The 25,991-nt window shown below is 63.0% G+C and carries 20 protein-coding genes; 2 read left to right on the top strand and 18 right to left on the bottom strand.

Translation table 11 applies throughout. From position 1 onward, the window contains the following. Positions 1–20 precede the first annotated feature (20 nt). The gene (ppx, locus tag FAZ95_RS14045) at positions 21–1,607 is read right to left on the bottom strand and encodes an exopolyphosphatase (protein ID WP_437437700.1); all 1,587 of its coding nucleotides are present in this window, start codon (positions 1,605–1,607) and stop codon (positions 21–23) included. A 199-nt stretch (positions 1,608–1,806) separates the two neighbouring features. On the opposite strand from ppx, the gene ppk1 reads away from it, so the two are divergent. After that, positions 1,807–3,870 (top strand): polyphosphate kinase 1, encoded by a 2,064-nt coding sequence (ppk1, locus tag FAZ95_RS14050; protein ID WP_137333023.1) that lies wholly within the window; start codon positions 1,807–1,809, stop codon positions 3,868–3,870. 89 nt (positions 3,871–3,959) lie between these two features. On the opposite strand, the gene phoR is transcribed toward ppk1, so the two are convergent. From phoR to FAZ95_RS14110, 11 genes are all read right to left on the bottom strand, one after another. Continuing rightward, positions 3,960–5,273, bottom strand: a complete 1,314-nt coding sequence (phoR, locus tag FAZ95_RS14055; protein ID WP_137333024.1) for a phosphate regulon sensor histidine kinase PhoR — start codon at positions 5,271–5,273, stop codon at positions 3,960–3,962. Positions 5,274–5,408: 135 nt separating this feature from the next. After that, positions 5,409–6,110 (bottom strand): phosphate regulon transcriptional regulator PhoB, encoded by a 702-nt coding sequence (gene phoB, locus FAZ95_RS14060; RefSeq protein WP_137333025.1) that lies wholly within the window; start codon positions 6,108–6,110, stop codon positions 5,409–5,411. Between the two features lie 18 nt (positions 6,111–6,128). Next, positions 6,129–6,833: a phosphate signaling complex protein PhoU gene (gene phoU, locus FAZ95_RS14065; RefSeq protein WP_137333026.1), complete on the bottom strand. Its 705-nt coding sequence runs from the start codon at positions 6,831–6,833 to the stop codon at positions 6,129–6,131. 29 nt (positions 6,834–6,862) lie between these two features. Beyond that, entirely contained in the window at positions 6,863–7,711 is an 849-nt protein-coding gene (pstB, locus tag FAZ95_RS14070; RefSeq protein WP_137333027.1) for a phosphate ABC transporter ATP-binding protein PstB, read from the bottom strand. A gap of 15 nt (positions 7,712–7,726) precedes the next feature. After that, positions 7,727–8,623 carry a phosphate ABC transporter permease PstA gene (pstA, locus tag FAZ95_RS14075; RefSeq protein WP_137333028.1) on the bottom strand — a complete coding sequence of 299 codons (897 nt, stop codon included), beginning with the start codon at positions 8,621–8,623 and terminating at the stop codon, positions 7,727–7,729. Then, on the bottom strand, positions 8,620–9,606 hold the full coding sequence (gene pstC / locus FAZ95_RS14080) for a phosphate ABC transporter permease PstC (protein WP_137333029.1): 987 nt from the start codon (positions 9,604–9,606) through the stop codon (positions 8,620–8,622). Before pstC ends, pstA begins: the two co-directional genes overlap by 4 nt. Positions 9,607–9,749: 143 nt before the next feature. Continuing rightward, complete coding sequence (gene pstS / locus FAZ95_RS14085) at positions 9,750–10,781, bottom strand: phosphate ABC transporter substrate-binding protein PstS (RefSeq protein ID WP_137333030.1); 1,032 nt, start codon at positions 10,779–10,781, stop codon at positions 9,750–9,752. 393 nt (positions 10,782–11,174) lie between these two features. Next, the gene (gene glmM, locus FAZ95_RS14095) at positions 11,175–12,533 is read right to left on the bottom strand and encodes a phosphoglucosamine mutase (protein ID WP_137333031.1); all 1,359 of its coding nucleotides are present in this window, start codon (positions 12,531–12,533) and stop codon (positions 11,175–11,177) included. 27 nt (positions 12,534–12,560) lie between these two features. Next, entirely contained in the window at positions 12,561–13,457 is an 897-nt protein-coding gene (folP, locus tag FAZ95_RS14100; RefSeq protein WP_137334548.1) for a dihydropteroate synthase, read from the bottom strand. An 89-nt stretch (positions 13,458–13,546) separates the two neighbouring features. Further along, entirely contained in the window at positions 13,547–15,436 is a 1,890-nt protein-coding gene (gene ftsH, locus FAZ95_RS14105) for an ATP-dependent zinc metalloprotease FtsH (protein WP_137333032.1), read from the bottom strand. Between the two features lie 194 nt (positions 15,437–15,630). Then, a complete protein-coding gene (locus tag FAZ95_RS14110; RefSeq protein ID WP_137333033.1) occupies positions 15,631–16,293 on the bottom strand; it encodes an RlmE family RNA methyltransferase in 663 nt (220 codons plus the stop codon). A gap of 198 nt (positions 16,294–16,491) precedes the next feature. Between FAZ95_RS14110 and FAZ95_RS14115 the strand changes: the two genes are divergently transcribed. Continuing rightward, entirely contained in the window at positions 16,492–17,022 is a 531-nt protein-coding gene (locus FAZ95_RS14115; protein ID WP_137333034.1) for a YhbY family RNA-binding protein, read from the top strand. 75 nt (positions 17,023–17,097) lie between these two features. Here FAZ95_RS14115 and FAZ95_RS14120 read toward each other — a convergent pair whose 3' ends face one another. From FAZ95_RS14120 to gloB, 6 genes are all read right to left on the bottom strand, one after another. Further along, the gene (locus FAZ95_RS14120) at positions 17,098–17,610 is read right to left on the bottom strand and encodes a DUF4149 domain-containing protein (RefSeq protein ID WP_137333035.1); all 513 of its coding nucleotides are present in this window, start codon (positions 17,608–17,610) and stop codon (positions 17,098–17,100) included. A gap of 12 nt (positions 17,611–17,622) precedes the next feature. Beyond that, positions 17,623–18,099 (bottom strand): transcription elongation factor GreA, encoded by a 477-nt coding sequence (gene greA / locus FAZ95_RS14125; RefSeq protein WP_137333036.1) that lies wholly within the window; start codon positions 18,097–18,099, stop codon positions 17,623–17,625. Positions 18,100–18,240: 141 nt separating this feature from the next. Next, on the bottom strand, positions 18,241–21,495 hold the full coding sequence (gene carB / locus FAZ95_RS14130; RefSeq protein ID WP_137333037.1) for a carbamoyl-phosphate synthase large subunit: 3,255 nt from the start codon (positions 21,493–21,495) through the stop codon (positions 18,241–18,243). A 169-nt stretch (positions 21,496–21,664) separates the two neighbouring features. Next, the gene (gene carA / locus FAZ95_RS14135) at positions 21,665–22,819 is read right to left on the bottom strand and encodes a glutamine-hydrolyzing carbamoyl-phosphate synthase small subunit (RefSeq protein ID WP_137333038.1); all 1,155 of its coding nucleotides are present in this window, start codon (positions 22,817–22,819) and stop codon (positions 21,665–21,667) included. A gap of 532 nt (positions 22,820–23,351) precedes the next feature. Then, positions 23,352–25,022, bottom strand: a complete 1,671-nt coding sequence (locus FAZ95_RS14140) for a transglycosylase SLT domain-containing protein (protein ID WP_137333039.1) — start codon at positions 25,020–25,022, stop codon at positions 23,352–23,354. Positions 25,023–25,181: 159 nt separating this feature from the next. Continuing rightward, on the bottom strand, positions 25,182–25,985 hold the full coding sequence (gene gloB, locus FAZ95_RS14145) for a hydroxyacylglutathione hydrolase (protein ID WP_137333040.1): 804 nt from the start codon (positions 25,983–25,985) through the stop codon (positions 25,182–25,184). Between the last annotated feature and the right edge of the window lie 6 nt (positions 25,986–25,991).

The following is a 25,991-nucleotide window of genomic DNA, read 5'->3' on the forward strand; positions in this document are numbered from 1 at the left end:
TACCGAGCAACACCGCTTGATTAGTCGTCCGTGTAAACCACGCGATACGGAATGCCAACCTTTTCCCACTCGGCCGCTTCCTGGATCAGGCTGTAGTCGGTCAGCGGATTGTTCGTGACCCACTCGTTCGGCACCCTCACCTCATAGCCGCCGTTCGCCTGCGCCACCAGTATGCCGGGCAGCCCGACGTCGGTGCGCCGCCGGCACAGCAGCGCCGCGAGACGCAGACAGAACAGCAACGGCCATTCGACGTCGCGCGATTGCGACAGCTTGCCGAGCTTGCCCGCATGGCCCAGCACGAGCGCGGCCAGACGCGCCTGATCGGTGCGCGAGAAGCCGGGCATGTCCGCGTTGCTCGCGATGTAGGCCGAGTGCTTGTGGTACGCGCTATGCGAAATCGATAGCCCGATCTCGTGCAACGCCGCGGCCCAACCGACGAACATGCGGTTTTCCTCGGCGATCTCTGCGTCCGGTTCCTTCAGTTGATCGTAGAAGCCGATCGCGAGATCGCGAATGCGGTCGGCCTGCGGGCGATCGATGCCGTAGCGCCGCATGAAGCCTTCGACCGTGACCGCGCGCATGTCCTCGTGCTGCGAGCGTCCGAGCAAGTCGTACAGCACGCCGAGGCGCAACGCGCCGTCCGTGGTATCGACATAGTCGACACCAAGCTCTTCGAACACGGCCAGCATGATCGACAGACCGCCCGCCAGCACGGGCACGCGGTCGGGCTTCAGTGCGACGAGCTTGAGCCGATTGACGTTCTCGGCCTTGATGAGCGCGCGCTTGAGCCGCTCGAGACCGCCGCGCGAAATGCCGTGCGTGATGCCGGAGTCGTTGAAGCCGTTGGCCTCGACGAGCTCGGCCAGCGCCCGCGCGGTGCCCGACGAGCCGATCGCCTGATCCCAGCCGGTCTGCTTGTACTCGCTCGAGATGATCTGAATCTCGCGCTTGGCGGCGAGTTCGGCCTGCCGCATCGTGTATTCGTCGACGTTGCCGGCCGGAAAGAACGCGCGGCTGTGACTCACGCAGCCGATATAGAGGCTCTCCATGTGGAGCGGCGTGTAGTGCGAACCGATGATGAATTCGGTCGAGCCGCCGCCGATGTCGACGACGAGCCGCTTGCCCGAGATCGCGGGCACCGAATGCGCGGCGCCCGCATAAATCAGGCGCGCCTCTTCGCGGCCTGCGATCACTTCGATCGGAAAGCCGAGCGCCGCTTCGGCCTCGACGAGAAATTCACGCGCGTTTTTCGCTACGCGCAGCGTGTTGGTCGCGACGGCCCGAACGTGATCGGGATGGAAATCGCGCAGGCGCTCGCCGAAGCGCTTGAGTGCGTCCCACGCGCGCACTTGCGACGCACGATCGAGCAGCTTGTCCGCCGACAGCCCTGCCGCAAGCCGTACCGGTTCGCGCAATGCGTCGACTTGATAGATTTGACTGCCGGCTGGTGTCTCCTCGACGCGTCCGACGATAAGCCGGAAGCTGTTCGAGCCGAGATCGACGGAGGCCAGAAGATGTGGTGTTGTAACCATCGGGTAGAGGGGCTCCGTGCGCGAACGCGACTTTGCCCGTGACGTTGGGGCACTAGCGCGATTCAAAGACGCCATTTTACGCATACAGCCCCCGTAGTGCCATGCGTGGCACATCATGTGCGACCGAACGCCGAATACCGATCTCCCTGCGTCAAATTAGATGAAATACCGCGTAAAATTGATGACAACGCGTACGTCACGAGCCTGTCACCAAATTGTGAGAATTTCCGAGCGACCCTTCGAAGCCCCCATCGACCCCTCCTTCACCCCGCAGATGGCCCAACGCTACCCGCTTCTCAACCGCGAGCTGGGCATTCTGGATTTCAACGAGCGCGTGCTTGCGCAAGCGGCCGATCCCTCAGTCCCTTTGCTCGAACGGCTGCGCTTCATATGCATCACGAGCAGCAACCTCGACGAGTTCTTCGAAGTCCGCATGGCCGGGCTGCAGGAACAGATGCGCGACAATCCCGGCACGCTGTCGCCGGACGGCATGTCGCTCCAACACGTGTATGACCTTGTCGTAGAGCGTGCGCAAAAGCTGGTGCACCGCCAGTACGCGATGCTGCACGACACGGTTCTTCCGGCGCTCGAACAGGAAGGCATCTACTTCCACGGCACCGACATGTGGAACGAGGCGCAGACCGAATGGGCGCGCCAGTACTTCTTCAACGAGCTGCTGCCGGTGCTGACGCCGATCGGCCTCGACCCTGCTCACCCCTTTCCGCGGGTGCTCAACAAGAGCCTGAACTTCGCGATCGAACTCGAGGGCAAGGACGCGTTCGGCCGCCAAGCGGTAATGGGCATCGTGCAAGCGCCGCGCGCGCTGCCGCGCCTCGTGCGCATGCCGCAGGAGCTGTCGGGCTTCGCGCACGGCTTCGTGCTGCTGAGCTCGCTGATGCAGCGCTTCGTCAACGAGTTGTTTCCGAACCTCGTCGTGCGCAGCTGCAACCAATTCCGCATCACACGCAACAGCGAACTGTTCGTCGACGAGGACGAAATCACGAACCTGCGTGTCGCGCTGCAGGGCGAATTGCCGGCACGCCATCTAGGCAATGCGGTGCGGCTCGAGGTGTCGGCTGAAACGCCGCCCTATCTGGTGAAGCGGCTGCTCGACGAGAGCGGCCTGACCGAGAAGGACTGCTATCGCGTCGACGGTCCCGTCAATCTCGTGCGCCTGATGCAGTTGCCTGAGATGGTCGACCGGCCGGACCTGAAATTCGTCCCGCATATTCCGGCGATTCCGTCGTCGATCGCGAATTCGGCGAACCTGTTCGATGCCATCGACCAAGGCGACATCCTGCTGCATCACCCGTACGAGAGCTTCCAGCCGGTTCTCGAATTGCTGCTGCAAGCGGCGAAAGACCCGAACGTCGTCGCGATCAAACAGACGATCTACCGCACCGGCACCGATTCGCCGCTGATGGACGCGCTCATGCAGGCGGCGCGCAACGGCAAGGAAGTGACAGTCGTCGTCGAGCTGCTCGCGCGCTTCGACGAGGAAACCAACATCAACTGGGCCGCGCAGCTCGAAGCGGTGGGCGCGCATGTGGTGTACGGCGTCGTCGGTCACAAGTGCCACGCGAAAATGGTGCTGATCGTGCGGCGCGTGACGGTCGGCGGCAAGTCGGTGCTCAAGCGCTACGCGCACCTCGGCACCGGCAACTACCATCCACGCACCGCGCGGCTTTATACCGACTTCGGCGTGATGACCGCCGACCAGAAAATCTGCGAGGACGTGCATCACGTGTTCCAGCAGTTGACCGGCATCGGCGGTGAATTGTCGCTGAACGAGTTGTGGCAGTCGCCGTTCACGCTGCATCCGCGGCTCGTCGAAGCGATTCGCGCGGAAGCCGAACACGCCCGCGCGGGCAAGAAGGCGCGCATCGTCGCGAAGATGAATGCGCTGCTCGAACCGACGATCATCGCCGAGCTATACGAAGCGTCGCAAGCGGGCGTGAAGATCGATTTGATCGTGCGTGGCGTGTGCTCGCTGCAGCCGGGCGTGGCCGGGCTGTCGGAGAACATCTCGGTGCGCTCGATCGTCGGGCGCTTCCTCGAGCATCACCGGATCTTCTATTTCTATGCGGACGGCGCAGAAAACGTCTATCTGTCGAGCGCCGACTGGATGGATCGCAACTTCTTCCGTCGCGTCGAAGTGGCGTTTCCGATCACGAACCGGCGTCTGAAGCGCCGCGTGATTGCAGAAGGCTTGTCGGCGTTCATCGGCGACAACCAATGCGCGTGGATCATGCAAAGCGACGGGCACTATCGGCGCCGGCGGCCGGGCAAGTCGATACGCAACGCGCAACTCAACTTGCTCGCCAAGTTCTGTTCGTAATGGGGAGTGCGCGGCTTCGGCCGCGCCGGCGGCCGGTTCGTCTCGTTTGAAGTTCCGATCGGCAGACCGCCGGCGCGTCGAATGGCGCGTTAGGCGTGCGTCGTCTGATGGCGTATCGAGCGCTGCGCGGGGAAGCGCACCGTGAACGTGCTCCCGCGCCCTTCTTCGCTCTTCACATCGAGTACCGCGTCGTGCCGTTGCAGCACGTGCTTGACGATCGCGAGCCCAAGCCCGGTGCCGCCCGTATCGCGCGAACGGCTCCGGTCGACGCGATAGAACCGCTCGGTCAGGCGCGGAATGTCCGCTGCAGGAATGCCGAAACCGCTGTCCGTCACCGAGAACACCGCGCTATTGCCGATCATCCGCCACTCGACGTGGATGGTGCCGCCGTCCGGCGTATAGCGGATCGCGTTCGTCACCAGATTGCCGAGCGCGCTCAGGATTTCCGTCTCGACGCCCTTGACGGTCAGCGTCTCGTCGACATCGAACGTGATCCGCTGCCGCTCACCCGAGAGCGTCGCCGCGTCCTCGCGCAGATGCCGCACCACCGAACCCATGTCGATGAGGTGATCGCTCGGCGGCTTGTTGTCGCCCTCGAGCTTCGCGAGCACGAGCAAGTCGTCGACGATGTGCCGCATGCGCGACGCCTGCTGCTCCATCAGTTCCAGATAGCGCGTGCGCTCTTCTTCGCCGAGCGGCAACTCGCGCATCGTCTCGAGAAAACCCGACAGCACGGTGAGCGGCGTCTTCAATTCATGCGATACGTTCGCGACGAAATCGCGCCGCATCGAATCGGTGCGCTCGAGTTCCGTAATGTCCTGCGACAGGACGAGCTTGCGATTCTCTCCATACGGAAACACCTGCACCGACAGCACGTTCTGACGCTTGTCGCCCATGCCGCGCATGATGAGCATGTCGTCGTAGCGCTGCGAATTCAGATAGCGGACGAACTCCGGACGGCGCACGAGATGCGTCACGTGCTGACGCAAATCGCGCTTCGCGTCGAGACCGAAGTGATCCTCGGAGATCGCGTTGCACCATTCGATCTGATCGTGATCGTCGAGCATCGCGACGCCGTTCGGCGACGCCTGGATCGCCTGTATGAAACGCGAATGCTGCTGCTCGACTTGCCGCACCTGCGCGTGCCAGCGCTTCGCGAGCTTGTGCAGCCGATAGTAGATTTCGCCCCAGACGCCCGGCGCGCTCGGCACTTCGCCGTACACGGGCGCATCGAGCAGGCGCCAGAGGCGCTGCGTGTGATAGAGCGCAAAGAAACCCTGAGCGACGAGCGCGATCACCGCGACTATCAACGCCGCCTTGACGCCGGCGAATGCGCCGAGCGCCACGCACAGAACAGCAAGCAGCACGAGCGACACAATCGAGCGCGCCCAAATGATGTTCATGTGTGTAGAAATCCCGCGATCGAGAGGAAGACGCACGCCGCGATAGAACATCACGGCGGCTGAAACCGGCACCGCCGGCTAGCCCCGGCCGACGGCTGAATCCAACGCTGAATCCAACGGCTATGCAGCGATCGTTTAAGCGCTCTTCGCGAGCCGGTAGCCGCTGCCGCGCACCGTTTCAATCATAGCATCGCAGCCGGCGGGCTTGAGCGCGGCACGCAGTCGCTTGATGTGCACGTCGACGGTGCGTTCCTCCACGAACACGTGATCGCCCCACACCTGGTCGAGCAATTGCGTGCGGCTGTGCACGCGCTCCGGATGGGTCATGAAGAAGTGCAGCAGACGGAACTCGGTCGGGCCGAGATCCAGCTTGATCTCGCTGCCCTCCGCGTGCGCGGCGACGCGATGCGTGGCCGGATCGAGCTTCAGGCCGTTGATCGCGACGACGTCCTCGGTCAGCTGCGGCGCGCGGCGGCGCAGCACCGCCTTGATGCGCGCCATCAACTCCTTCGGCGAGAACGGCTTCGTCACGTAGTCGTCCGCGCCGATTTCGAGGCCGAGCACCTTGTCCTGCTCATCGCCGCGCGCGGTCAGCATGATGATCGGAATGTGCTTGGTGCGCTCGTTGTTGCGCAGATCGCGTGCGAACGCGATGCCTGACTTACCCGGCAACATCCAGTCGAGCAGGACGAGATCGGGCAGCACATCGCTGATCAGGGTCTGCGCCTGCTCGGCGTTGTACGCACGAATCGCACAATGTCCCGCGTGCTGAAGATTGACCGAAATCAGTTCGGAAATCGCGGGCTCATCTTCAATGACGAGAATGCTGCTGGGCATCGGCACCTCTGGACCTTTTTAGCTGAGAGCTTCGCGCTCGAGCGCGTCGCGCGACTTGTGCCGCACGTCCGTACCCTTCACGATGTAGATGATGAATTCGGCGATGTTCTTCGCGTGATCGCCGATCCGCTCGATCGCCTTCGCGATGAACAGGAACTCGAGCCCCGCCGAAATCGTGCGCGGGTCTTCCATCATGTAGGTGACGAGCTTGCGCACGAAGGCGCGGAATTCCTCGTCGATCGCCTTGTCGTCGCGCACGATCTGCGCGGCGGCCACGGTATCGAGGCGCGCGAACGCATCGAGCGCGCGGCGCAGGATCGATACGGCCATGTCGCCCGACACCTTGATCTCGGAGATGTTGACCGTGCGCGACGCGCCGTCTTCCATCAGGCGCTTCACGCGCTTGGCGATCTTCTCGGCTTCGTCGCCGGCGCGCTCGAGATTGGTGATCGTCTTCGAGATCGCGAGCAGCAGACGCAGGTCGCGCGCAGCCGGCTGGCGGCGCGCGATGATGTTGCTGCATTCCTCGTCGATCTCGACTTCCATCGTGTTCAGGCGCTCTTCCGCGGCGATCACCTGATCGGCCACTTCGGCGTCGAATTCGTTGAGGGCCTGCATCGCGTGGGTGATCTGCGATTCGACGAGGCCGCCCATTTCGAGCACCTTCGAAGAGACCAGGTTCAGATCGGCGTCGAATTGGCTCGACAGGTGTTTATCGGACATGATGAGCTCCCGCGGTCCTAGTTTTTGCCTCAGCCGAAGCGGCCGGTAATGTAGTCTTCCGTTTCCTTGCGGACCGGCTTGATGAAGATCTTTTCCGTATCGCCGAATTCGATCAATTCACCGAGATACATATAGGCAGTGTAGTCCGAACAACGCGCCGCCTGCTGCATGTTGTGCGTCACGATCACGACCGTGTAGTCGCTCTTCAACTCCGCAATCAGCTCTTCGATGCGGCCCGTCGAGATCGGGTCGAGCGCCGAGCACGGCTCGTCGAGCAGCAGCACTTCCGGACGGATCGCAATGCCGCGCGCAATGCACAGACGCTGCTGCTGGCCGCCCGAGAGGCCGTAGCCGCTCTGATTGAGCTTGTCCTTCACTTCGTTCCAGAGCGCCGCTTTGGTGAGCGCCCACTCGACGCGGTCGTCCATCTCCGAGCGCGGCAGCGTCTCGAACATCTTCACGCCGAACGCGATGTTGTCGTAGATCGACATCGGGAACGGCGTCGGCTTCTGGAACACCATGCCGATGCGCGCGCGCAACAGCGAGATATCGCGCTTGGTCGTCAGCAGGTTTTCGCCGTCCATCATGATCTCGCCCTCGGCCCGCTGTTCCGGGTAGAGCGCGTACATCTTGTTGAACGTGCGCAAGAGCGTGGACTTGCCGCAGCCCGACGGGCCGATGAACGCCGTCACCTTCCCTTCCGGAATGTGCAGGTTGATGTTCTTCAGCGCGTGGTACTTGCCGTAGAAGAAGTTCAAGTTGTTGACTTCGATCTTCGGCGTGATCGGTGCAAGCGGACGGCCATGCGTCGCGGTGTCGAAACCGGCCGGCGCCGTGGCGCGCTCGATGGGATTGAGGTGGCTCTCTGCCATATTCATCGGATTGCTCCGCCGTTACTTTTTCGAAAACATCACGCGCGCCAGGATATTCAAGCCCAGCACACCCAATGTAATGAGGAACACACCCGCCCACGCAAGCGACTGCCACTGCGCAAACGGACTCATTGCGAATTTGTAGATCGTGACCGGCAGGTTCGCGATCGGCTGATTCATGTTCAGCGAGAAGAACTGATTCGACAACGCCGTGAAGAGCAGCGGCGCAGTTTCGCCGGCGATACGCGCGATCGCGAGCAGCACGCCCGTCACGATGCCGCCCACCGACGCCTTCAGCGTGATCGACAGAATCATCTTCCACTTCGGTGTGCCGAGCGCGAACGCCGCTTCGCGCAGCGCGTTCGGCACGAGCTTCAGCATGTTCTCGGTCGTGCGGATCACGATCGGAATCTGCAGGAGCGCGAGTGCGATCACGCCGGCCCAGCCGCTGAAGTTGCCCATCTTCGCGACGACGATCGCATACACGAACAGACCGACGACGATCGACGGCGCCGACAGCAGGATGTCGTTGATGAAGCGCGTGATTTGCGCGAGCCAGCCCTTCTGCCCGTATTCGGCCAGATAGACGCCGGCGAGAATGCCGATCGGCGTGCCGACAACCGTCGCGAGCACGACGAGCATCAGGCTGCCGACAATCGCATTCGCGAGACCGCCGCCATCGGTGTTCGGCGGCGGCGTCGACTGCGTGAACAGTTCGATCGACAAGCCGCCGATGCCGAGGCGCAGCGTCGTGTACAGAATCCACACGAGCCAGAGGAGGCCGAAAGCCATCGCCGCGAGCGACATCGTGAGCGCGACCGCGTTGGTCGAACGGCGACGCTTCTGCAAGCGATTGCGCACCGCTTCGAGTTGTTCCGGGCTTGCGGAGCCCGGCATTTTCATGGATGGCTGGCTCATTTCGCGCCCTCGCTCTTTTCGAGGCGCAGAAGCATCAGCTTCGAGATCGCCAGCACGATGAACGTAATCACGAACAGGATCAGGCCGAGTTCCATCAGCGCAGACGTATGCAGGCCGGGGCTCGCTTCCGCGAATTCGTTGGCGAGCGCCGAGGTGATGCTGTTGCCGGGCGAGAACAGCGACACGTTGTCGAGCAGGTTCGTGTTACCGATCACGAACGTGACGGCCATCGTCTCGCCGAGCGCGCGGCCGAGGCCGAGCATCACGCCGCCGATCACGCCGGTCTTCGTGAACGGCAGCACGATCTTCCACATCACTTCCCAGGTCGTGCAACCGATTCCATATGCCGACTCCTTCAGGAGCACCGGCGTCACTTCGAAGACGTCGCGCATGACCGAAGCGATGTACGGGATGATCATGATCGCGAGGATCACGCCTGCGCACAGAATGCCGATGCCGATCGGGGGACCCTGAAAGAGCGCGCCCAAAAACGGAATCGGGCCGAGCACGTGGCCGATCGGCTTTTCGAAGTACTGCGCGAAAATCGGCGCGAACACGAGCAGACCCCACATGCCGTACACGATCGACGGAATCGCCGCGAGCAGTTCGATCGCGATGCCGAGCGGACGGCGCAGCCAGGCGGGAGAGAGTTCGGTTAGAAAGAGCGCGATGCCGAAGCTGACGGGCACCGCGATGATGAGTGCAATGAGCGACGTCGCAATCGTGCCGTAGATGGGCACGAGCGCGCCGAAGGTGTCGCTGGGGGGATCCCAGTCGGACGTCCACAGGAAGGCGAGGCCGAATTTGTGGATGGTCGGCAGTGATGCGACGAACAGCGACACGATGATGCCGCCGAGCAGCAGCAAGGTCACGATCGCCGAAAGTCGGGTAAGCCCGCCGAAGATGACGTCGCCGGCGGGGCTTGGCGCGCGCTGCGTCCCCTGGCTGGCAGGTGGCGTCGACGCGAGGTTAATGTCGGACATTTGACCTTTTTCCTGATGTCGCGCGTCACGTACCGCACGACCGATGCCGCAAGCCGCCCAGCCTCTTTCGAGGACTGGGCGGCGGATCACGATGTGCCGCAGTGCCGGTTCAACTGGCGCCGCGGCTGGCCGAAAGCCTTGTATTACTCAGCAACTGCCTTGCCGGAAGCGTCCTTGACCTTCGCCTTCCACTGCGTCTTGATTTCCGTCACAACCGAATCCGGCAGCGAGATGTAGTCGAGTTCGTTCGCGGCTTGCGTGCCGTTCTTGAACGCCCAGTCGAAGAACTTCAGCGTTTCCGCGCCTTGCGCCGGCTTGTCTTGCGTCGTGTGCAGCAGCACGAACGTCGCGCCGACGACCGGCCATGCGTCCTTGCCCGGCTCGTTCGTCAGGATCTGGTAGAACGACTTCTTCCAGTCCGCGCCAGCAGCGGCGGCCTTGAACGTTTCCGTGTCCGGCTGAACCACGGCGCCGGTCTCGTTCTTCATAGCCGTGTAGACCATGTGGTTCTGCTTCGCGTACGCCCACTCGACATAGCCGATTGCGCCCGGCAGACGCTGCACGAAGGCTGCGACGCCGTCGTTGCCCTTGCCGCCCGTGCCCGTCGGCCAGTTGACGGTCGTGCCTTCGCCGACCTTCGACTTCCACTCGGGGTTCACCTTCGACAGATAGTTCGTCCAAATGAACGACGTGCCCGAGCCGTCAGCGCGGCGGACCACAGCGACGTCGGTATCCGGCAGCTTGAGGCCCGGGTTCAGCGCAGCGATCGCCGGGTCGTTCCACTTCTTGATCTTGCCCAGGTAGATGTCGCCGAGCACCGGGCCCGACAGCACGATCTGGCCCGGCTTGAAGCCCGGCAAGTTGATTGCGGGCACCACGCCGCCGACAACCGTCGGGAACTGGAACAGGCCGTCCTTAGCCAGTTCGTCGTCCTTCAGCGGGGCGTCCGAGCCGGCGAAGTCAACGGTCTTGGCGTTGATCTGCTTGATGCCGCCCGACGAACCGATGCCTTGATAGTTGACCTTGCCGCCACCCGACTTCTGGTAGGCATCGGCCCACTTCGTGTAAATCGGTGCTGCGAAGGTGCTGCCCGCGCCGGTAATGTCGGTGGCTTGCGCTGCGATCGCGAAGAGCGCGCTAGCCAGGCCAGCAAACGCGGTTTGCATCAATTTCATGAGACAACCTCCAGGTGGTGTGAGCGGTAAATTGCGACACCGCGAAGGTTAGGGCCTCTCTGTGACAGTAATATGACTATCGGTGAAGGAACTGTGACAGAAACTTTACCGACATGAAAGGAAATTAGCCGATGTTAGGCTGATGTAAGGCGAAGTTAAGCTCTGTCTGTAGAGACTAGACGAAAAAACGCTTGACGGGAAATATGACAATCCCAAAGTCGGGATTCTATATAAACAAGGTTTTGTCCGTTCGCGCATGGATCGCGTGACACGGAAGGAAGCGGCTTTCAAAAAAGCCCAATGAGCAGATGAAAGCTCACGGGGCCGTAGGTGCGACAGTCTGACGCACCTACGGCCCCGCTAGCTGGCTAATTGCCGGTGCATGTGCGCCGCTCAGGCCGTGGCTTCCTTCACCACGCGCGCGATGCTTTCCGCGTGCTGCAACGCGTCCGGAGCACGCTCGGCTTCCACCATCACGCGCAGCACCGGCTCCGTGCCCGATGCTCGAATCAACACGCGGCCCGCGCTGCCGAGCGCACGCTCGGCAGCGCCGATCGCTTGCTTGATCGCATCGCTGCCCTTCCAGTCGGCGCCCGGCCGCATGCGAACGTTGATGAGCGTCTGCGGAAACAACGTGACGCCTTCGAGCAGGTCGGCAAGCGAGCGGCCGCTGCGCTTCATCGCGGCGAGCACGAGCAGCGCCGAGACGATGCCGTCACCGGTCGAGTGCCGGTCGAGCGACAGGATATGCCCCGAGCCTTCCGCGCCAAGCTGCCAGCCGTGCTCGCGCAGCTTTTCGAGCACATAGCGATCGCCGACCGCCGCGCGCACGAACTTCACGCCTTCGCGCTCGAGCGCGACTTCGACCGCCATGTTCGTCATCAACGTGCCGACCGCACCGGGAACGTTGCCGTGCGTCGCGATGCGGTCCTTGACGAGCACATACAGCAGTTCGTCGCCGTTGTAGAGGCGGCCCGCCGCATCGACGACCTGCAGACGGTCCGCGTCGCCGTCGAGCGCGATGCCGAGATCCGCGCGATTCGCCCGCACCGCCCGCACCAGCGCATCGGGCGCCGTGGCGCCGACGCCATCATTGATATTGAAGCCGTTCGGCGCGACGCCGATCGGAATGACGTCCGCGCCGAGTTCGTGGAACACGTGTGGCGCGACGTCATATGCCGCACCATGCGCACAATCGACGACGAGCTTGATCCCGCGCAGATCGAACGCCGCCGGGAACGTGCTCTTGCAAAATTCGATATAGCGGCCGGCTGCGTCATCGAGCCGGCGCGCTTTGCCGAGGCGCTCGGACGGCGCGCACTCGAGCGGCCCCTCGAGCTGCTTCTCGATTTCCAGTTCGACGTCGTCGGGCAGTTTGTTGCCGTCGGCCGAGAAGAACTTGATCCCGTTGTCGAAATACGGGTTGTGCGATGCGCTGATCACGACACCGGCCGCAAGCCGCAGTGCGCGTGTCAGATACGCGACGCCGGGGGTCGGCATCGGGCCGGCCAGCATCACGTCGACACCTGCAGCCGAGAAGCCCGACTCGAGCGCGGCTTCGAGCATATAGCCCGAGACGCGCGTGTCCTTGCCGATCAGCACCGTGGGACGCGTGCCTGTCTTCGCCCAATTGTCCGCGCCGGCGAGCACCTTGCCTGCCGCATACCCAAGCCGCAATACAAAATCCGGCGTGATGGGCGCCTCGCCGACCTTGCCCCGAATGCCGTCTGTACCGAAATAGCGACGTGCCATCTTGAAAAATTCTCCTAATCGACTGACTCAGCCGCGTCGTGTCGCATCGCGCACGGCGGCCCAAATTTTCATCGCGTCCACGGTTTGCGCGACATCATGTACGCGCACGATCGCAGCGCCTCGTTCGGCCGCGCACACTGCCGCTGCGACGCTCGCCGCGACGCGCTCGGGCGCGGGACGCGCGATCACCGCCCCCAGCATCGACTTGCGCGACAGGCCCGCGAGGACCGGAAACGGCCTCGCGCCGACAGGCGGCCGCGGTGCGGTCTCCGGCAAATGCGCGAGCAGTGCATAGTTGTGCTCGATCACCGACTTGCCGAATCCGAAGCCGGGATCGACGCTGATGCGCTCACGCGCGACGCCCGCCTCCATCAACGCGTTGACGCGAGCTTCGAGAAACGCGCGCACGTCGGCGACCACATCGTTATAAGACGGCTCGCCGCGCTGCATTGTCTGCGGTTCACCTAACATGTGCATTACACACAGCCCACAGCCGCTCTCGCGCACCGCGTCGATGGCGCCTTCCTGCCGGAAACCCCAGATATCGTTGATCAAATCGGCCCCCGCAGCGAGCGCCTCGCGCATCACCTGCGGCTTATAGGTATCGACTGACAACGGCACGTTCGCATCACGCAACACCTCGATGAGCGGCACGACGCGCTCGAGCTCTTCGTCGAGCGGCACCGGAGGCGCGCCTGGGCGGGTCGACTCGCCGCCGATGTCGATGATGTCCGCCCCGTCCACGAGCATCTGCTCCGCTTGCCGCAGCGCCTCGCCGCGTTCGACGTAACGACCGCCATCGGAAAACGAGTCCGGCGTGACATTGAGGATGCCCATGACGAGCGGGCGTTCGAAGGTCAAGGTGAACCGGCCGCATTGCAGCGGTTCGGGAACGACAGGGCGGGAGAAATCGGCGAGCGACACGACAGAGGACAAGCAGGTGGGAACTCGGATAAACGAAAAAACGGGCCGGTGTGAAATCACACCAGCCCGTCATTCGATTGCGCGGAAAATCACGCCGGTGCGGTGGCGCTGCCCGGCTTGACTTCGGTGCCGGCACTACCGCTACTGCCCGACGACGTGTTGTCGCTCGGAGAGCTCTTCGGTGAGCGCGGCGGCCGGCCTTCCATGATGTCGTTGATCTGATCGGCGTCGATCGTTTCCCACTCCATCAGCGCGGCGGTCATGGCTTCGACCTTGTCGCGGTTTTCGTCGAGCAGGCGGCGCGCCAGGCCGTATTGCTCGTCGAGCACGCGGCGGATTTCGGCGTCGACCTTCTGCTGCGTCGCTTCCGAGATGGTCCGCGTGAACCCGCGGCCGAACGGCGAAGCATCGTTCTCGTCGTCGACGTAGACCATCGGTCCCAACGCATCGGTCATGCCGAAGCGGGCGACCATCGCGCGAGCCGTCTGCGTGGCCTTGTTGAAGTCGTCCGACGCACCGGTGCTGATCAGGTTCAGGAACAGCTCTTCGGCAACACGGCCGCCGAACAGGATCGCCAGGCGGTCCAGCAGATAGTCCTTCGAGTACGTTTCGTTATCGTGTTCCGGCAGTTGCCACGTCACACCGAGTGCACGGCCGCGCGGAATGATCGTGACCTTGTGAACCGGGTCAGCCTTCGGCAACAGCTTTGCGATGACCGCGTGGCCCGACTCGTGGTACGCCGTCGCGCGCTTCGCCTCTTCGCGGATCACCGCCGACTTGCGCTCCGGGCCCATGAAGATCTTGTCCTTCGCGTCTTCGAAGTCCTGCATCTCGACGATGCGCTTGCCGCGGCGCGCCGCAAAGAGCGCCGCTTCGTTGACGAGGTTCGCGAGGTCGGCGCCCGAGAAGCCCGGCGTGCCGCGCGCGATCACTGCCGCATCGACGTCGTTCGAGATCGGCACTTTACGCAGGTGCACCTTCATGATCTGCTCGCGGCCGCGAATATCGGGCAAGCCGACATACACCTGACGGTCGAAGCGGCCCGGACGCAAGAGCGCCTTATCGAGCACGTCCGAGCGGTTGGTTGCCGCGATCACGATGACGCCCGAGTTCGCCTCGAAGCCGTCCATTTCGACGAGCATCTGATTCAGCGTCTGCTCGCGTTCGTCGTTGCCGCCGCCCATGCCGGCGCCGCGATGACGGCCGACCGCATCGATTTCGTCGATGAACACGATGCACGGCGCGTGCTTCTTAGCCTGCTCGAACATGTCGCGAACGCGGGCCGCGCCGACGCCGACGAACATTTCGACGAAGTCCGAACCCGAGATCGAGAAGAACGGCACTTTCGCTTCGCCGGCGATCGCGCGCGCGAGCAGCGTCTTACCGGTACCCGGAGGGCCGACCAGCAACACGCCGCGCGGGATACGGCCGCCGAGCTTCTGGAATTTCTGCGGGTCGCGCAGGAAGTCGACCAGCTCCGACACTTCCTCTTTCGCTTCGTCGCAGCCGGCGACGTCGGTGAAATTGATGGCGTTGTTGTTCTCGTCGATCAAGCGTGCACGGGATTTGCCGAACGAAAAGGCCCCGCCTTTGCCGCCTCCCTGCATCTGCCTCATCATGTAGAACCAGAACCCGATGATCAGGATCGTCGGCCCGAGGTAGTACAGCGCGGAAACGAGCGCGTTCGGCTCTTCGTCAGCCTTGCCGCTCACCTGCACGCCATATTTCATCAGGTCGCCGACCATCCAGATGTCGCCGGGCGACACGATCTGATATTTCTGACCGTCTGCTGGAGTGACCGTGAGATTCCGCCCCTGGACGATGACGCTCTTGACCTTGCCGTTCTTGGCGTCGTCCATGAACTGCGAATACGAGACGCCTTCCTGGACGCGGGGCTTGTCGAACTGCTTGAACACTGTAAACAGCACCAGTGCGATGACCAGCCACACTGCTGCCTTCGAAAACATATTGTTGTTCAAAGCACCACTCCTTCACTGAAGACCACGCGCCTACATTTTCCTTGCGGCGCTATCAAGCCATTCTAATCCAGACCGGGGGGGCCTGCCATAACGTTTCTCTACCGCTTACATAGCTTGCCGGCCTGTTCCAACGGCCTTTTCGCGGCATTTTTCACGTTTTCGGCAGAACCTCGACCCACCGCACCTCGTGCCCTTTACGCCGGGCGTTTCAGGTGTCTACCCAAAATAAACGTTTCTGACGATTTGTCCCGCGACGCTTTCGGCTTGCGTGCGGCAACCGTCTTAAATTGATGCTTGAACTTTTCGACAATCTGACTGTAACCGCTGCCGTGAAAGCATTTGACTAAAAGGGCTCCATCCGGCTTCAAGTGGTTTTGGGAAAATTCGAGCGCGAGATCGCATACATGCTCGATTCGCGCCGCATCGGCCACGGCCACGCCCGACAGATTGGGCGCCATGTCCGAAATTACAAGATCCACTTTGCGTCCACCGACGACTTCTTCCAATTGGCTCAGGACGCTGTCTTCACGAAAGTCGCCCTGAATGAAATTAACGTCGGCGATCGGCTCCATCGGCAGCATGTCGAGCGCAATGATCGTGCCGTCGATCCCGCCGTCGCGGACCGCATCGCGCCGCGCACTCTGCGCGAGCTTGTTGCGCGCGTACTGGCTCCAGCTGCCCGGCGCCGAGCCCAAGTCGACGATGATCTGCCCCGGACGAATCAATTTGTCCTGCTCGTCGATTTCCTTCAGCTTGTAGGCGGCGCGCGCGCGATAGCCTTCCCGCTGCGCCATCTTCACGTACGGGTCGTTGATGTGGTCGTGCAGCCACGATTGATTGAAGCGGTTTTTTGCCATTAACAGTTGAACTCTTGCTGCGTGATGCTGCGCTTTTAGCGGATAATACGCGTCTTATCGGCGCGGCTGCCGGCTTTCGAGCGGCAATCCGCGATTCTACGTTGTTCTGATGCGCCGCCGCGCCGCATGTACCGCTTGCGGCCCTCCGCCGCCCTGCCGTGCGGGCCCATCATTTTAGTCGAGTCGTCCAGTTTCCCTATGCCAGCCCTCAAAGTCTCCCCCGCCGAACGCGCGGACTTGCGTTCCCAGGCCCACGCGCTCAAACCGGTCGTGCTGATCGGCGCCGAAGGACTGACTGACGCCGTGCTGGCCGAAATCAAAGTCCACCTCGTCGCGCACCAGCTCATCAAGATTCGCGTGTTCGGCGACGAGCGCGAAGAACGCGTCGCAATCTACGAAGAGATCTGCGATCGATTGAACGCGGCACCGGTCCAGCACATCGGCAAGCTGCTCGTCATCTGGAAGCCGGAAGTCGTCGAGCCGGCCCCGAAGACGAAACGCGGAGCCGGGTTGCCGAGCGCGCGCGAAGCCGCCGCCGAAAAACCGGCGCGGGGCGCGGCGCCGCGCGTCGTCAAAGTCGTGAAGCACACGCCCGACAATCCGGTGCGCCACCCGCGTCCGCAAAAAGTCGTCGTTCGCGGCAATGAGCGTGTCACGGCAGGCGGCAACGTCAAACGTGCTAAAAAGCGCCAGACCAGCGCAAAGCGCCAGCATCAGAGCGTGAAGTAAACCGAATGATGCGCGGCGCGCTCGCTGAATGTGCGCCGCGCCGCCGCCCGCTACGGCACCGGACCTACCGCTGCGTCAATGAACCGCGCTCTTGGGCGCGCCGATGTCCACCCGCTCAGCCACACCGTCGCCGGCCGGCAACTTCCATACGAGGACGAGGCCAAGCAGGCTCTCGATCAGGTAAAACAAGCTCGACACGCCGTGCAGCATGCCAAAGCGAGCGGCATAGGCGGAGTGACCGACATCCGTGCCTGCCGTCAGCGCCGCGACACGCAGTGCGTTCATGAACGGCTGCAACGCAAAATACCCTAGCAACACGCAAATCAGCATGCCGGCCAGCACCCAGCGCAGCCGCCGATAGGCCGTCGCACCGCGGCGCACCAGCAAATTGCCGAGCGCGAGCAGCAACACGCCGCACAGCACGCCGACGATTGCCTCGATACGGAAAAGCTGAGCGGCGACCGCACCGGCCGAGATGCGGTCGAGCATCGCGAACAGCGTAGGCGCGACCGCATAGCCAACGGTCAGCTGACTGCCGACCCAGATCACCGTCAGCAGCCGGAACACGCGATGAGGAACCGGAGACACGTACGCGCGCCCTTAGACGTAGCGGACCGCGATGATTTCGTACTCGCGCACGCCGCTCGGCGCCTGCACCGAAGCGACGTCGCCTTCGAACTTGCCGATCAGCGCACGCGCGATCGGCGAGCTGATCGAGATCAGGCCATGTTCGAGATCGGCTTCATCGTCGCCGACGATTTGATAAGTCACGGAGTTGCCCGAATCGAGATCCTCGAGTTCGACGGTCGCCGCAAACACGACACGGCCTTCCGCATCGAGCGCGGACGGGTCGATCACTTGCGCCGCGGCCAGCTTCGATTCGATCTCCGCGATGCGGCCTTCGATGAAACCCTGCTTTTCTTTCGCGGCGTCGTACTCGGCGTTTTCCGACAAGTCGCCTTGCGCGCGCGCTTCGGCGATGGAATTGATGACGGACGGGCGCTCGACCGATTTGAGTCGTTGCAGTTCGTCGCGCAGTTGGTCGGCGCCACGCTTCGTCAATGGAATCGTGCTCATAGCATTCAGTAACAAAAAAACGGCAATAAAAAAGCACCGCGGTTAAGTGCATCCCGCCGGGCGCCGCATGCGAACTCGCGCTGCAGCCCGTGGGACGCCGCTTAACCGCGGCATCGATCGGTTGGACAGATTGTCGAGGTCTTAGTTTAGGCGAGCGTGGAGTCCTTGTAAATCATAGACTTCCAAGTTCTTCAGGTACCGCAAACCCTCAACTGCGGCGCGCGCCCCCGACATCGTCGTGTAGTAGGTGACCTTGTTCGCCTGTGCGCTCATGCGGATCGAACGCGAGTCGGCGATGGCCGCGCGCGTTTCGTCGACGGTCGTGAAGACGAGCGCGATTTCGCCGTTCTTGATCATGTCGACGATGTGCGGCCGGCCGTCCTTCACCTTGTTCACGACCTTCACCGGCACGCCGGCCGCTTCGATCGCCGCTGCGGTGCCCTTCGTCGCGACGAGCGGGTAGCCGAGCTCGTGCAGCATGCGGGCGACTTCGACGGCCTTTGCCTTGTCGGCATCCATCACGGTCAACAGCACGGTGCCCGACTCGGGCAGGCGCGAACCCGCAGCGAGCTGCGACTTGAACAGCGCCTCGCCGAAGGTCTGGCCGACGCCCATCACTTCTCCGGTCGAGCGCATTTCCGGTCCGAGCACCGGGTCGACGGTCGGGAACTTCACGAACGGGAACACGGCTTCCTTCACGCTGAAGTACGGCGGCTCGACTTCCTTCGTGACGCCCTGCTCCGCGAGCTTCTGGCCGACCATCGCGCGTGCCGCGATCTTCGCGAGCGGCAGGCTCGTCGCCTTCGACACGTACGGCACCGTGCGCGAGGCGCGCGGATTCACTTCGAGAACGTAGATCACGTCCTTCACGGAACCGTCTTCCTGCGGCACCTGCTGGATCGCGAACTGCACGTTCATCAGGCCGACCACGTTCAGCGCCTTCGCCATCGCGCCCGTCTGTCGCTTGAGCTCCGCAACGGTTTCCTTCGACAGCGAGTACGGCGGCAGCGAGCACGCCGAGTCGCCCGAGTGCACGCCCGCCTGCTCGATGTGCTCCATCACGCCGCCGATGAACACGGCGTCGCCGTCGGAGATGCAGTCGACGTCGCACTCGATCGCGTCGTTCAGGAAGCGGTCGAGCAGCACCGGCGAATCGTTCGACACCTTCACGGCCTCGCGCATGTAGCGTTCGAGGTCGCGCGGCTCGTGGACGATTTCCATCGCGCGGCCGCCCAGCACGTACGACGGACGCACGACGAGCGGATAGCCGATTTCATCGGCGAGCTTCAGCGCTTCGTCTTCGGCGCGTGCGGTGCGGTTCGGCGGCTGGCGCAGGTTCAGGTCCTGCAGCAGCTTCTGGAAGCGCTCGCGGTCTTCGGCGGCGTCGATCATGTCCGGCGAGGTGCCGATGATCGGCACGCCGTTCGCTTCGAGATCGAGCGCGAGCTTGAGCGGCGTCTGGCCGCCGTACTGGACGATCACGCCGAGCGGCTTTTCCTTGTCGACGATTTCGAGCACGTCCTCGAGCGTGAGCGGCTCGAAGTACAGGCGGTCGGACGTGTCGTAGTCGGTCGAAACGGTCTCGGGGTTGCAGTTGACCATGATCGTTTCATAGCCGTCTTCGCGCATCGCAAGCGCCGCGTGCACGCAGCAGTAGTCGAACTCGATGCCCTGCCCGATCCGGTTCGGGCCGCCGCCCAGCACCATGATCTTCTTGTTGTTGGTCGGCTGCGCCTCGCACTCTTCCTCGTAGGTCGAGTACATGTAGGCGGTTTTCGTCGCGAACTCCGCGGCGCAGGTATCGACGCGCTTGTAGACCGGGCGCACGTTCAGCTCGATACGGCGCTTGCGGACATCCGCGGGCTTGGCGCCCAGCAGCTTCGCGAGACGACGGTCCGAGAAACCACTTTGCTTCAGATAGCGCAACTCTTCCTTCGTGATGCTTTCGAGGGTGCGGCCGGCGAGCGCCTTTTCCTTCAGCACGATCTGTTCGATCTGCGCGAGGAACCACGGGTCAATCGCGGTCTCCTCGAAGATTTCTTGCAGCGTCATGCCGATGCGGAACGCGTCGCCGACGTACCAGATCCGGTCCGGACCCGCCTCGCCGATCTCGCGGACGATCTCGTCGCGGCTCGTGGTCTTTTCGTCGAGCCCATCGACGCCGACTTCGAGTCCGCGCAGCGCCTTCTGGAACGACTCCTGAAACGTGCGGCCGATCGCCATCACTTCCCCGACCGACTTCATCTGCGTCGTCAGGCGCGGATCGGCTTCGCGGAACTTCTCGAACGCGAAGCGCGGGATCTTCGTGACGACGTAGTCGATCGTCGGTTCGAACGACGCCGGCGTCTGGCCGCCGGTGATTTCGTTCTTGAGCTCATCGAGCGTGTAGCCGACGGCGAGCTTCGCCGCGACCTTGGCGATCGGAAACCCGGTGGCCTTCGACGCCAGCGCAGACGAACGCGACACACGCGGGTTCATCTCGATCACGATCACGCGTCCGTCCTGCGGGTTGATCGAGAACTGCACGTTCGAGCCGCCCGTATCGACGCCGATCTCGCGCAGCACCGCGAGCGAGGCGTTGCGCAGCAGCTGGTATTCCTTGTCGGTGAGCGTTTGCGCGGGCGCGACGGTGATCGAGTCGCCCGTGTGGATGCCCATCGGGTCGAGGTTTTCGATCGAGCAGACGATGATGCAGTTGTCCTTTTTGTCGCGGACCACTTCCATCTCATACTCTTTCCAGCCGAGCAGCGACTCTTCGATCAGGAGCTCGCGCGTCGGCGAAAGATCGAGGCCGCGCTTGCAGATCTCCTCGAATTCCTCGCGGTTGTAGGCGATGCCGCCGCCCGAGCCGCCCAGCGTGAACGACGGACGGATCACGACCGGATAGCCCATGCCGCCCGTGGCCGCGGCGATGTCGTTCTGCACCTTCAGCGCTTCTTCCATCGAATGCGCGGTGCCCGACTTCGCCGAGCCCAGGCCGATCTTCGTCATCGCGTCCTTGAACTTCTGACGGTCCTCGGCCTTGTCGATCGCCTCCGGCGACGCGCCGATCAGCTCGACGTTGTACTTCTTGAGCACGCCGTGATGGTGCAGATCGAGCGCGCAGTTCAGCGCGGTCTGGCCACCCATCGTCGGCAGGATCGCGTCGGGGCGCTCCTTCGCGATGATGCGCTCGACCACTTCCCACGTGATCGGCTCGATATAGGTGACGTCGGCCGTGTTCGGGTCGGTCATGATCGTCGCCGGATTGCTGTTGACGAGGATGACCTTGTAGCCTTCCTCACGCAGCGCCTTGCATGCCTGCGCGCCCGAGTAGTCGAACTCGCACGCCTGGCCGATGATGATCGGACCCGCGCCGATGATGAGGATGCTCTTGATGTCTGTCCGCTTGGGCATAACGCTCTCGCTAATGGATTCCTGAGTTCTTGCTGTTGGCGCGCTGCCGTGCGGCGCGCGCTCGTGTTTTGTGCGTTTTCGGGCTTGCGCGGCGCTTCAGGCGAGTGCGTGATCTATCGCGCACCGCCGCTGCCGCCGCGGAATTCGCCGTTACCGCGTGCTGATTTCGTTACGCCGCTGCGCTGCTGCCGGCCCGCTTCGCGTCCATCAACGCCGTGAAGCGGTCGAACAGATAGCCGATGTCGTGCGGACCAGGCGATGCCTCCGGGTGCCCCTGGAAGCAGAACGCCGGCTTGTCGGTCAATTCGAAGCCTTGCAGCGTGCCGTCGAAGAGCGAGATGTGCGTCGCGCGCGCGTTGGCGGGCAGCGTGTCGGCATCGACCGCGAAGCCGTGGTTCTGCGACGTGATCACAACACGCCCATCGGTCAAATCCTTCACCGGGTGATTGGCGCCGTGGTGGCCGGTCTTCATCTTCATCGTCTTCGCGCCGACCGCCAGACCCATGATCTGGTGACCCAGGCAGATGCCGAACGTCGGCACGCCGCGTTCGATGAACGTCTTGGTCGCGGCAATCGCGTAATCGCACGGCTCCGGATCGCCGGGGCCGTTCGACAGGAACACGCCATCCGGATTGAGCGCCAGCGCTTCGGCCGCGCTCGCCTGAGCCGGCAGCACCGTCACATGGCAGCCGCGCTCGGCCAGCATGCGCAGGATGTTGTGCTTGACGCCATAGTCGAACGCCACGACGCGATACTTCGGCGTGCGTTGCGCGCCGTAGCCTTCGCCCAGGCGCCATTCGGTCTGGGTCCATTCAAACGGCTTCGTGGTCGACACGACCTTCGCGAGATCCATCCCGGCGAGCCCCGGGAACGAGCGTGCGAGTTCGATGGCCTTGGCCTCGTCGTCGCTGCCCGCGAGAATGCAGCCGCTTTGCGCGCCCTTGTCGCGCAGCACGCGCGTCAGCTTGCGCGTATCGATGCCGGCGATCGCGACGACACCCTCATCTTGCAAATACTGCGAGAGCGTGCGCTCCATCCGGAAGTTGGATGCGAGAACCGGCAGATCGCGCACGATCAGGCCGGCGGCATGGACTTTCGTCGCTTCGACATCTTCAGCGTTGACACCGACGTTGCCGATATGCGGATACGTGAGGGTGACGATCTGGCGCGCGTAGCTCGGGTCCGTCAGGATCTCCTGATAGCCGGTGATCGCGGTGTTGAACACGACTTCGCCGATCGTGTGACCGGGTGCGCCGATCGAATAGCCACGAAAGACCGTGCCGTCGGCAAGCGCGAGTATGGCGGGGGAAAAAGACGGCAACACGAGAGGCTCCTTGGGGGAACACCCTGTTGCCGACCTGTCTCTCCGCCGTGCGGGCCCTCGCTTGAATCGCGGCACTCGCGCGACTATCGCAGCACTGTGCGTGCGATGAGCCCGCTCGCTGTCGCGGCTGTCGTGGGAGGGCTCGATGAAGTCCGTGGTACGGACGCCTCGGCAGCACGCTCCAGCACGCCAAATCACGCGATTTGCGGCGGATAAACGGTGTGGGGAAGGTAGGCGCTAGGGTGCGGGTTGATTAGTGCAAACTTTCAAATTATAGCGGGAAATGGGCCTTCCCTCAATCGCGAAATAGTGACGGAAGCCCTATGACGGACATTCGCAAGCCGGCTCGCCACGCAGCGGCGCCCCGCGAAGCGCAACAAGCGTGATGCGGCGATCGTACACCCGCCGAAGATCGCCGCAAAAACGAAAACGCCGTCACACACGTGACGGCGCTTGAAAAGAACGAGAGGTGATCGGAGCGCACTTCATGCGCTGCCCCCGCAGCGCATGGCGTCACCTTCGTGGGAGCCGCTTATTCTTGCTTCTGCTTCTGCGTCCCGGCCGCAATCTTCGGGCGGCTAGCTGCAGCCTTCGACGCCTTGTTGGTCGAGCTCGACGAACCGCCGGCTTTCGACGACTTCGACTTGCCGGCCTGTTCGTCCACCTTGACGGCCTTGGCCGTCGCCTTACCCCGACCCTTCTTGCTATCGTAGCGCGAATTGTTCTTCGAGTCCGAAACCTGCGCATCGACCTTTTCGATGCGGCCGCCGGCCGGCATCGCAACGGCGATCTTCTGCGGACCGGGCTCGGCGGGCATGGCCTTGCCGACCGGCACGTGCAGGACGATCACCTGACCCGGCATCACGACATCGCGCTTCGTCTTGTTCCAGCCCTTCAATTGCCCGATCGATACGCCATAGCGGCTCGCCAGCGCCGACATCGGCTGCTTGCGGCGAACGCGGATCAGCATCTTGCGCGTATCGGGAACGTCCGGCTCCATCGCGAGCACGGCGCTTTCGGCAACGTCGGCACTGATGTCTTCGTCGTCATCGTCGGCGCGCGGCACGACGAGCGTCGAGCCCGATTTCAGACGCATACCCGCCGGGATCTTGTTCACCGACATCAGCGTGTCCGCGTCGACGCCGATCTTCTCGGCAAGCGCCGCGGGCGTCGTGCGCGCGTCCACCGTGTAAGTGGTCCACGACGACAGTTGGCCGGAGTACGACTTCAGATTGCGCTCGAAGGCGCTCGCGTTATCGAACGGCAGCAGGATCTGCGGCTGGGTGGCGCCGAGAATAACGGGCTTCGAGAACGACGGATTGAGCGAGCGGAACTCGTCGGTCGTCATATTCGCGAGCTTCGCGGCCGTCGTCACGTCGATGTCGTGCGAGGTCGTCACCGTCACGAAATAAGGGTGGTTCGGGATATCCGGCAGCGACAAGCCATACTGCTGCGGATTCATCACGATGTTCTTGACCGCCTGCAGCTTCGGCACGTAGTTGCGCGTCTCGTTCGGCAAGCGCAGGCTTTGGTAGTCGGTCGGCAAGCCGGCCGCCTGGTTACGGGCGATCGCGCGCTGCACGTTGCCCTCGCCCCAGTTGTACGCGGCGAGCGCCAGATACCAGTCGCCGAACATATCGTGCAGACGGGACAGGTAATCGAGCGCGGCGCTCGTCGACGCGAGCACATCGCGGCGCTCGTCCTGCCACATGTTCTGCTTGAGGTTATAGGTCTTGCCGGTGCCCGGCACGAACTGCCACATCCCCGCGGCCTTCGCGACCGACAGCGCCTGCGGGTTATACGCGGATTCGATGAACGGCAAAAGCGCGAGCTCGGTCGGCATGTTCCGCGCCTCGAGCTCTTCGACGATGTGATACAGATACTTTTGCGAGCGCTCCGTCATGCGCTGGACGTAGTCCGGGCGCTGCGCATACCAGTTGGCCTGCATGTCGACGAGATCGCTTTGCAGATCGGGAATCTGAAAACCACGACGGATGCGGCCCCAAAGATCAGCGTCTTGAGTCTTCAGCTGGTCAACCGAGCTATTGTCGACATCGATGGTTTCGTTGGCGGCGGCGGTCTTGCGGAGGGTGTCGGATACGGCTTGCGGATCGGGGGCGGCTGTTGAATTGGACGCTGTTGGGCCCTGGCTCGCGCACGCGGCGAGCATCAAGACCAATAGCGTACTGAAAATAAATCGCATGGAACGTCTCTGCTTCCAAAGGCTGGAAATTGCAGGCGATGGTACGAAAGTGTGCCCATTGCGTCAATAAGAAAAAGACGAAAAAAAACCTGCTAAATCCGAGAGTTGCCTCGCATTCCCTAGGTTCGGGATGAACTTGTCCCCGAATTCGTCATTTCGTCAGCGGAATCGGTTTTTCCATTCGCGCATCAGCGTGAACGAGGTCAGCCGATCCGGCACCGTTTCATGCAATTGCTCGGCAAGCGTGCTCTGGACTGCGGCGACGTCCGCCCGCAGGAACGGGTTGACGGCGCGCTCGTGAGCGATCGTGGTCGGCAAAGTCGGCTCGTTGCGCGCGCGGCGCGCGAGCGCTTCTTCGCGCCACGCATGCAGGTCAGTATTGTCCGGTTCGCACGCGAGCGCGAACTTAATGTTCGACAGTGTGTATTCGTGCGCACAATGCACTTCGGTTGCGCCGGGGAGTGCCGCGAGCGCGTCGAGCGACGCGAGCATTTGATTCGGCGTGCCCTCGAACAGCCGACCGCAGCCGCAGGCGAACAGCGTGTCACCACAAAACACGTGCGGCGTGCCGTGCGAATCGGCAGCCTGGAAGTATGCGATGTGGCCGCTCGTATGGCCCGGAACGTCGAGCACCTCGAATTCGGCGGCGGGGGATTCCGTCCGCACGCGGTCACCGCCGCGCAGGCGCTCTGTCAGGTGGTCGATCGCCTCGCCCGCCGGACCATACACGGCCAACGGCTGCGACGCGGGCTGAGTGCGCAGCAACTCGGCCACTCCGCCGACGTGGTCCTGATGATGGTGGGTGAGTAAAATAGCGGTCAGTCGCCAGCCTCGCTTCGCCAGATACGCGCGGACCGGAGCGGCCTCCCCCGGGTCGACGGCAAACGCGTCGCGCCCGTCGGAGACGAGCCAGATATAGTTGTCTTCAAATGCCGGCACCGGCACGTATTCCAGCGATTTCATAGGCGA

It is taken from the genome of Trinickia violacea (assembly GCF_005280735.1).
Taxonomy (GTDB): Bacteria; Pseudomonadota; Gammaproteobacteria; order Burkholderiales; family Burkholderiaceae; genus Trinickia_A; species Trinickia_A violacea.

Coding starts and splice junctions, on each gene's coding strand:
- ppx (WP_437437700.1), bottom strand. CDS start 1,607: ATGGCGTCTTTGAATCGCGCTAGTGCCCCAACGTCACGGGCAAAGTCG.
- ppk1 (WP_137333023.1), top strand. CDS start 1,807: ATGGCCCAACGCTACCCGCTTCTCAACCGCGAGCTGGGCATTCTGGAT.
- phoR (WP_137333024.1), bottom strand. CDS start 5,273: ATGAACATCATTTGGGCGCGCTCGATTGTGTCGCTCGTGCTGCTTGCT.
- phoB (WP_137333025.1), bottom strand. CDS start 6,110: ATGCCCAGCAGCATTCTCGTCATTGAAGATGAGCCCGCGATTTCCGAA.
- phoU (WP_137333026.1), bottom strand. CDS start 6,833: ATGTCCGATAAACACCTGTCGAGCCAATTCGACGCCGATCTGAACCTG.
- pstB (WP_137333027.1), bottom strand. CDS start 7,711: ATGAATATGGCAGAGAGCCACCTCAATCCCATCGAGCGCGCCACGGCG.
- pstA (WP_137333028.1), bottom strand. CDS start 8,623: ATGAGCCAGCCATCCATGAAAATGCCGGGCTCCGCAAGCCCGGAACAA.
- pstC (WP_137333029.1), bottom strand. CDS start 9,606: ATGTCCGACATTAACCTCGCGTCGACGCCACCTGCCAGCCAGGGGACG.
- pstS (WP_137333030.1), bottom strand. CDS start 10,781: ATGAAATTGATGCAAACCGCGTTTGCTGGCCTGGCTAGCGCGCTCTTC.
- glmM (WP_137333031.1), bottom strand. CDS start 12,533: ATGGCACGTCGCTATTTCGGTACAGACGGCATTCGGGGCAAGGTCGGC.
- FAZ95_RS14110 (WP_137333033.1), bottom strand. CDS start 16,293: ATGGCAAAAAACCGCTTCAATCAATCGTGGCTGCACGACCACATCAAC.
- FAZ95_RS14115 (WP_137333034.1), top strand. CDS start 16,492: ATGCCAGCCCTCAAAGTCTCCCCCGCCGAACGCGCGGACTTGCGTTCC.
- greA (WP_137333036.1), bottom strand. CDS start 18,099: ATGAGCACGATTCCATTGACGAAGCGTGGCGCCGACCAACTGCGCGAC.
- carB (WP_137333037.1), bottom strand. CDS start 21,495: ATGCCCAAGCGGACAGACATCAAGAGCATCCTCATCATCGGCGCGGGT.
- FAZ95_RS14140 (WP_137333039.1), bottom strand. CDS start 25,022: ATGCGATTTATTTTCAGTACGCTATTGGTCTTGATGCTCGCCGCGTGC.
- gloB (WP_137333040.1), bottom strand. CDS start 25,985: ATGAAATCGCTGGAATACGTGCCGGTGCCGGCATTTGAAGACAACTAT.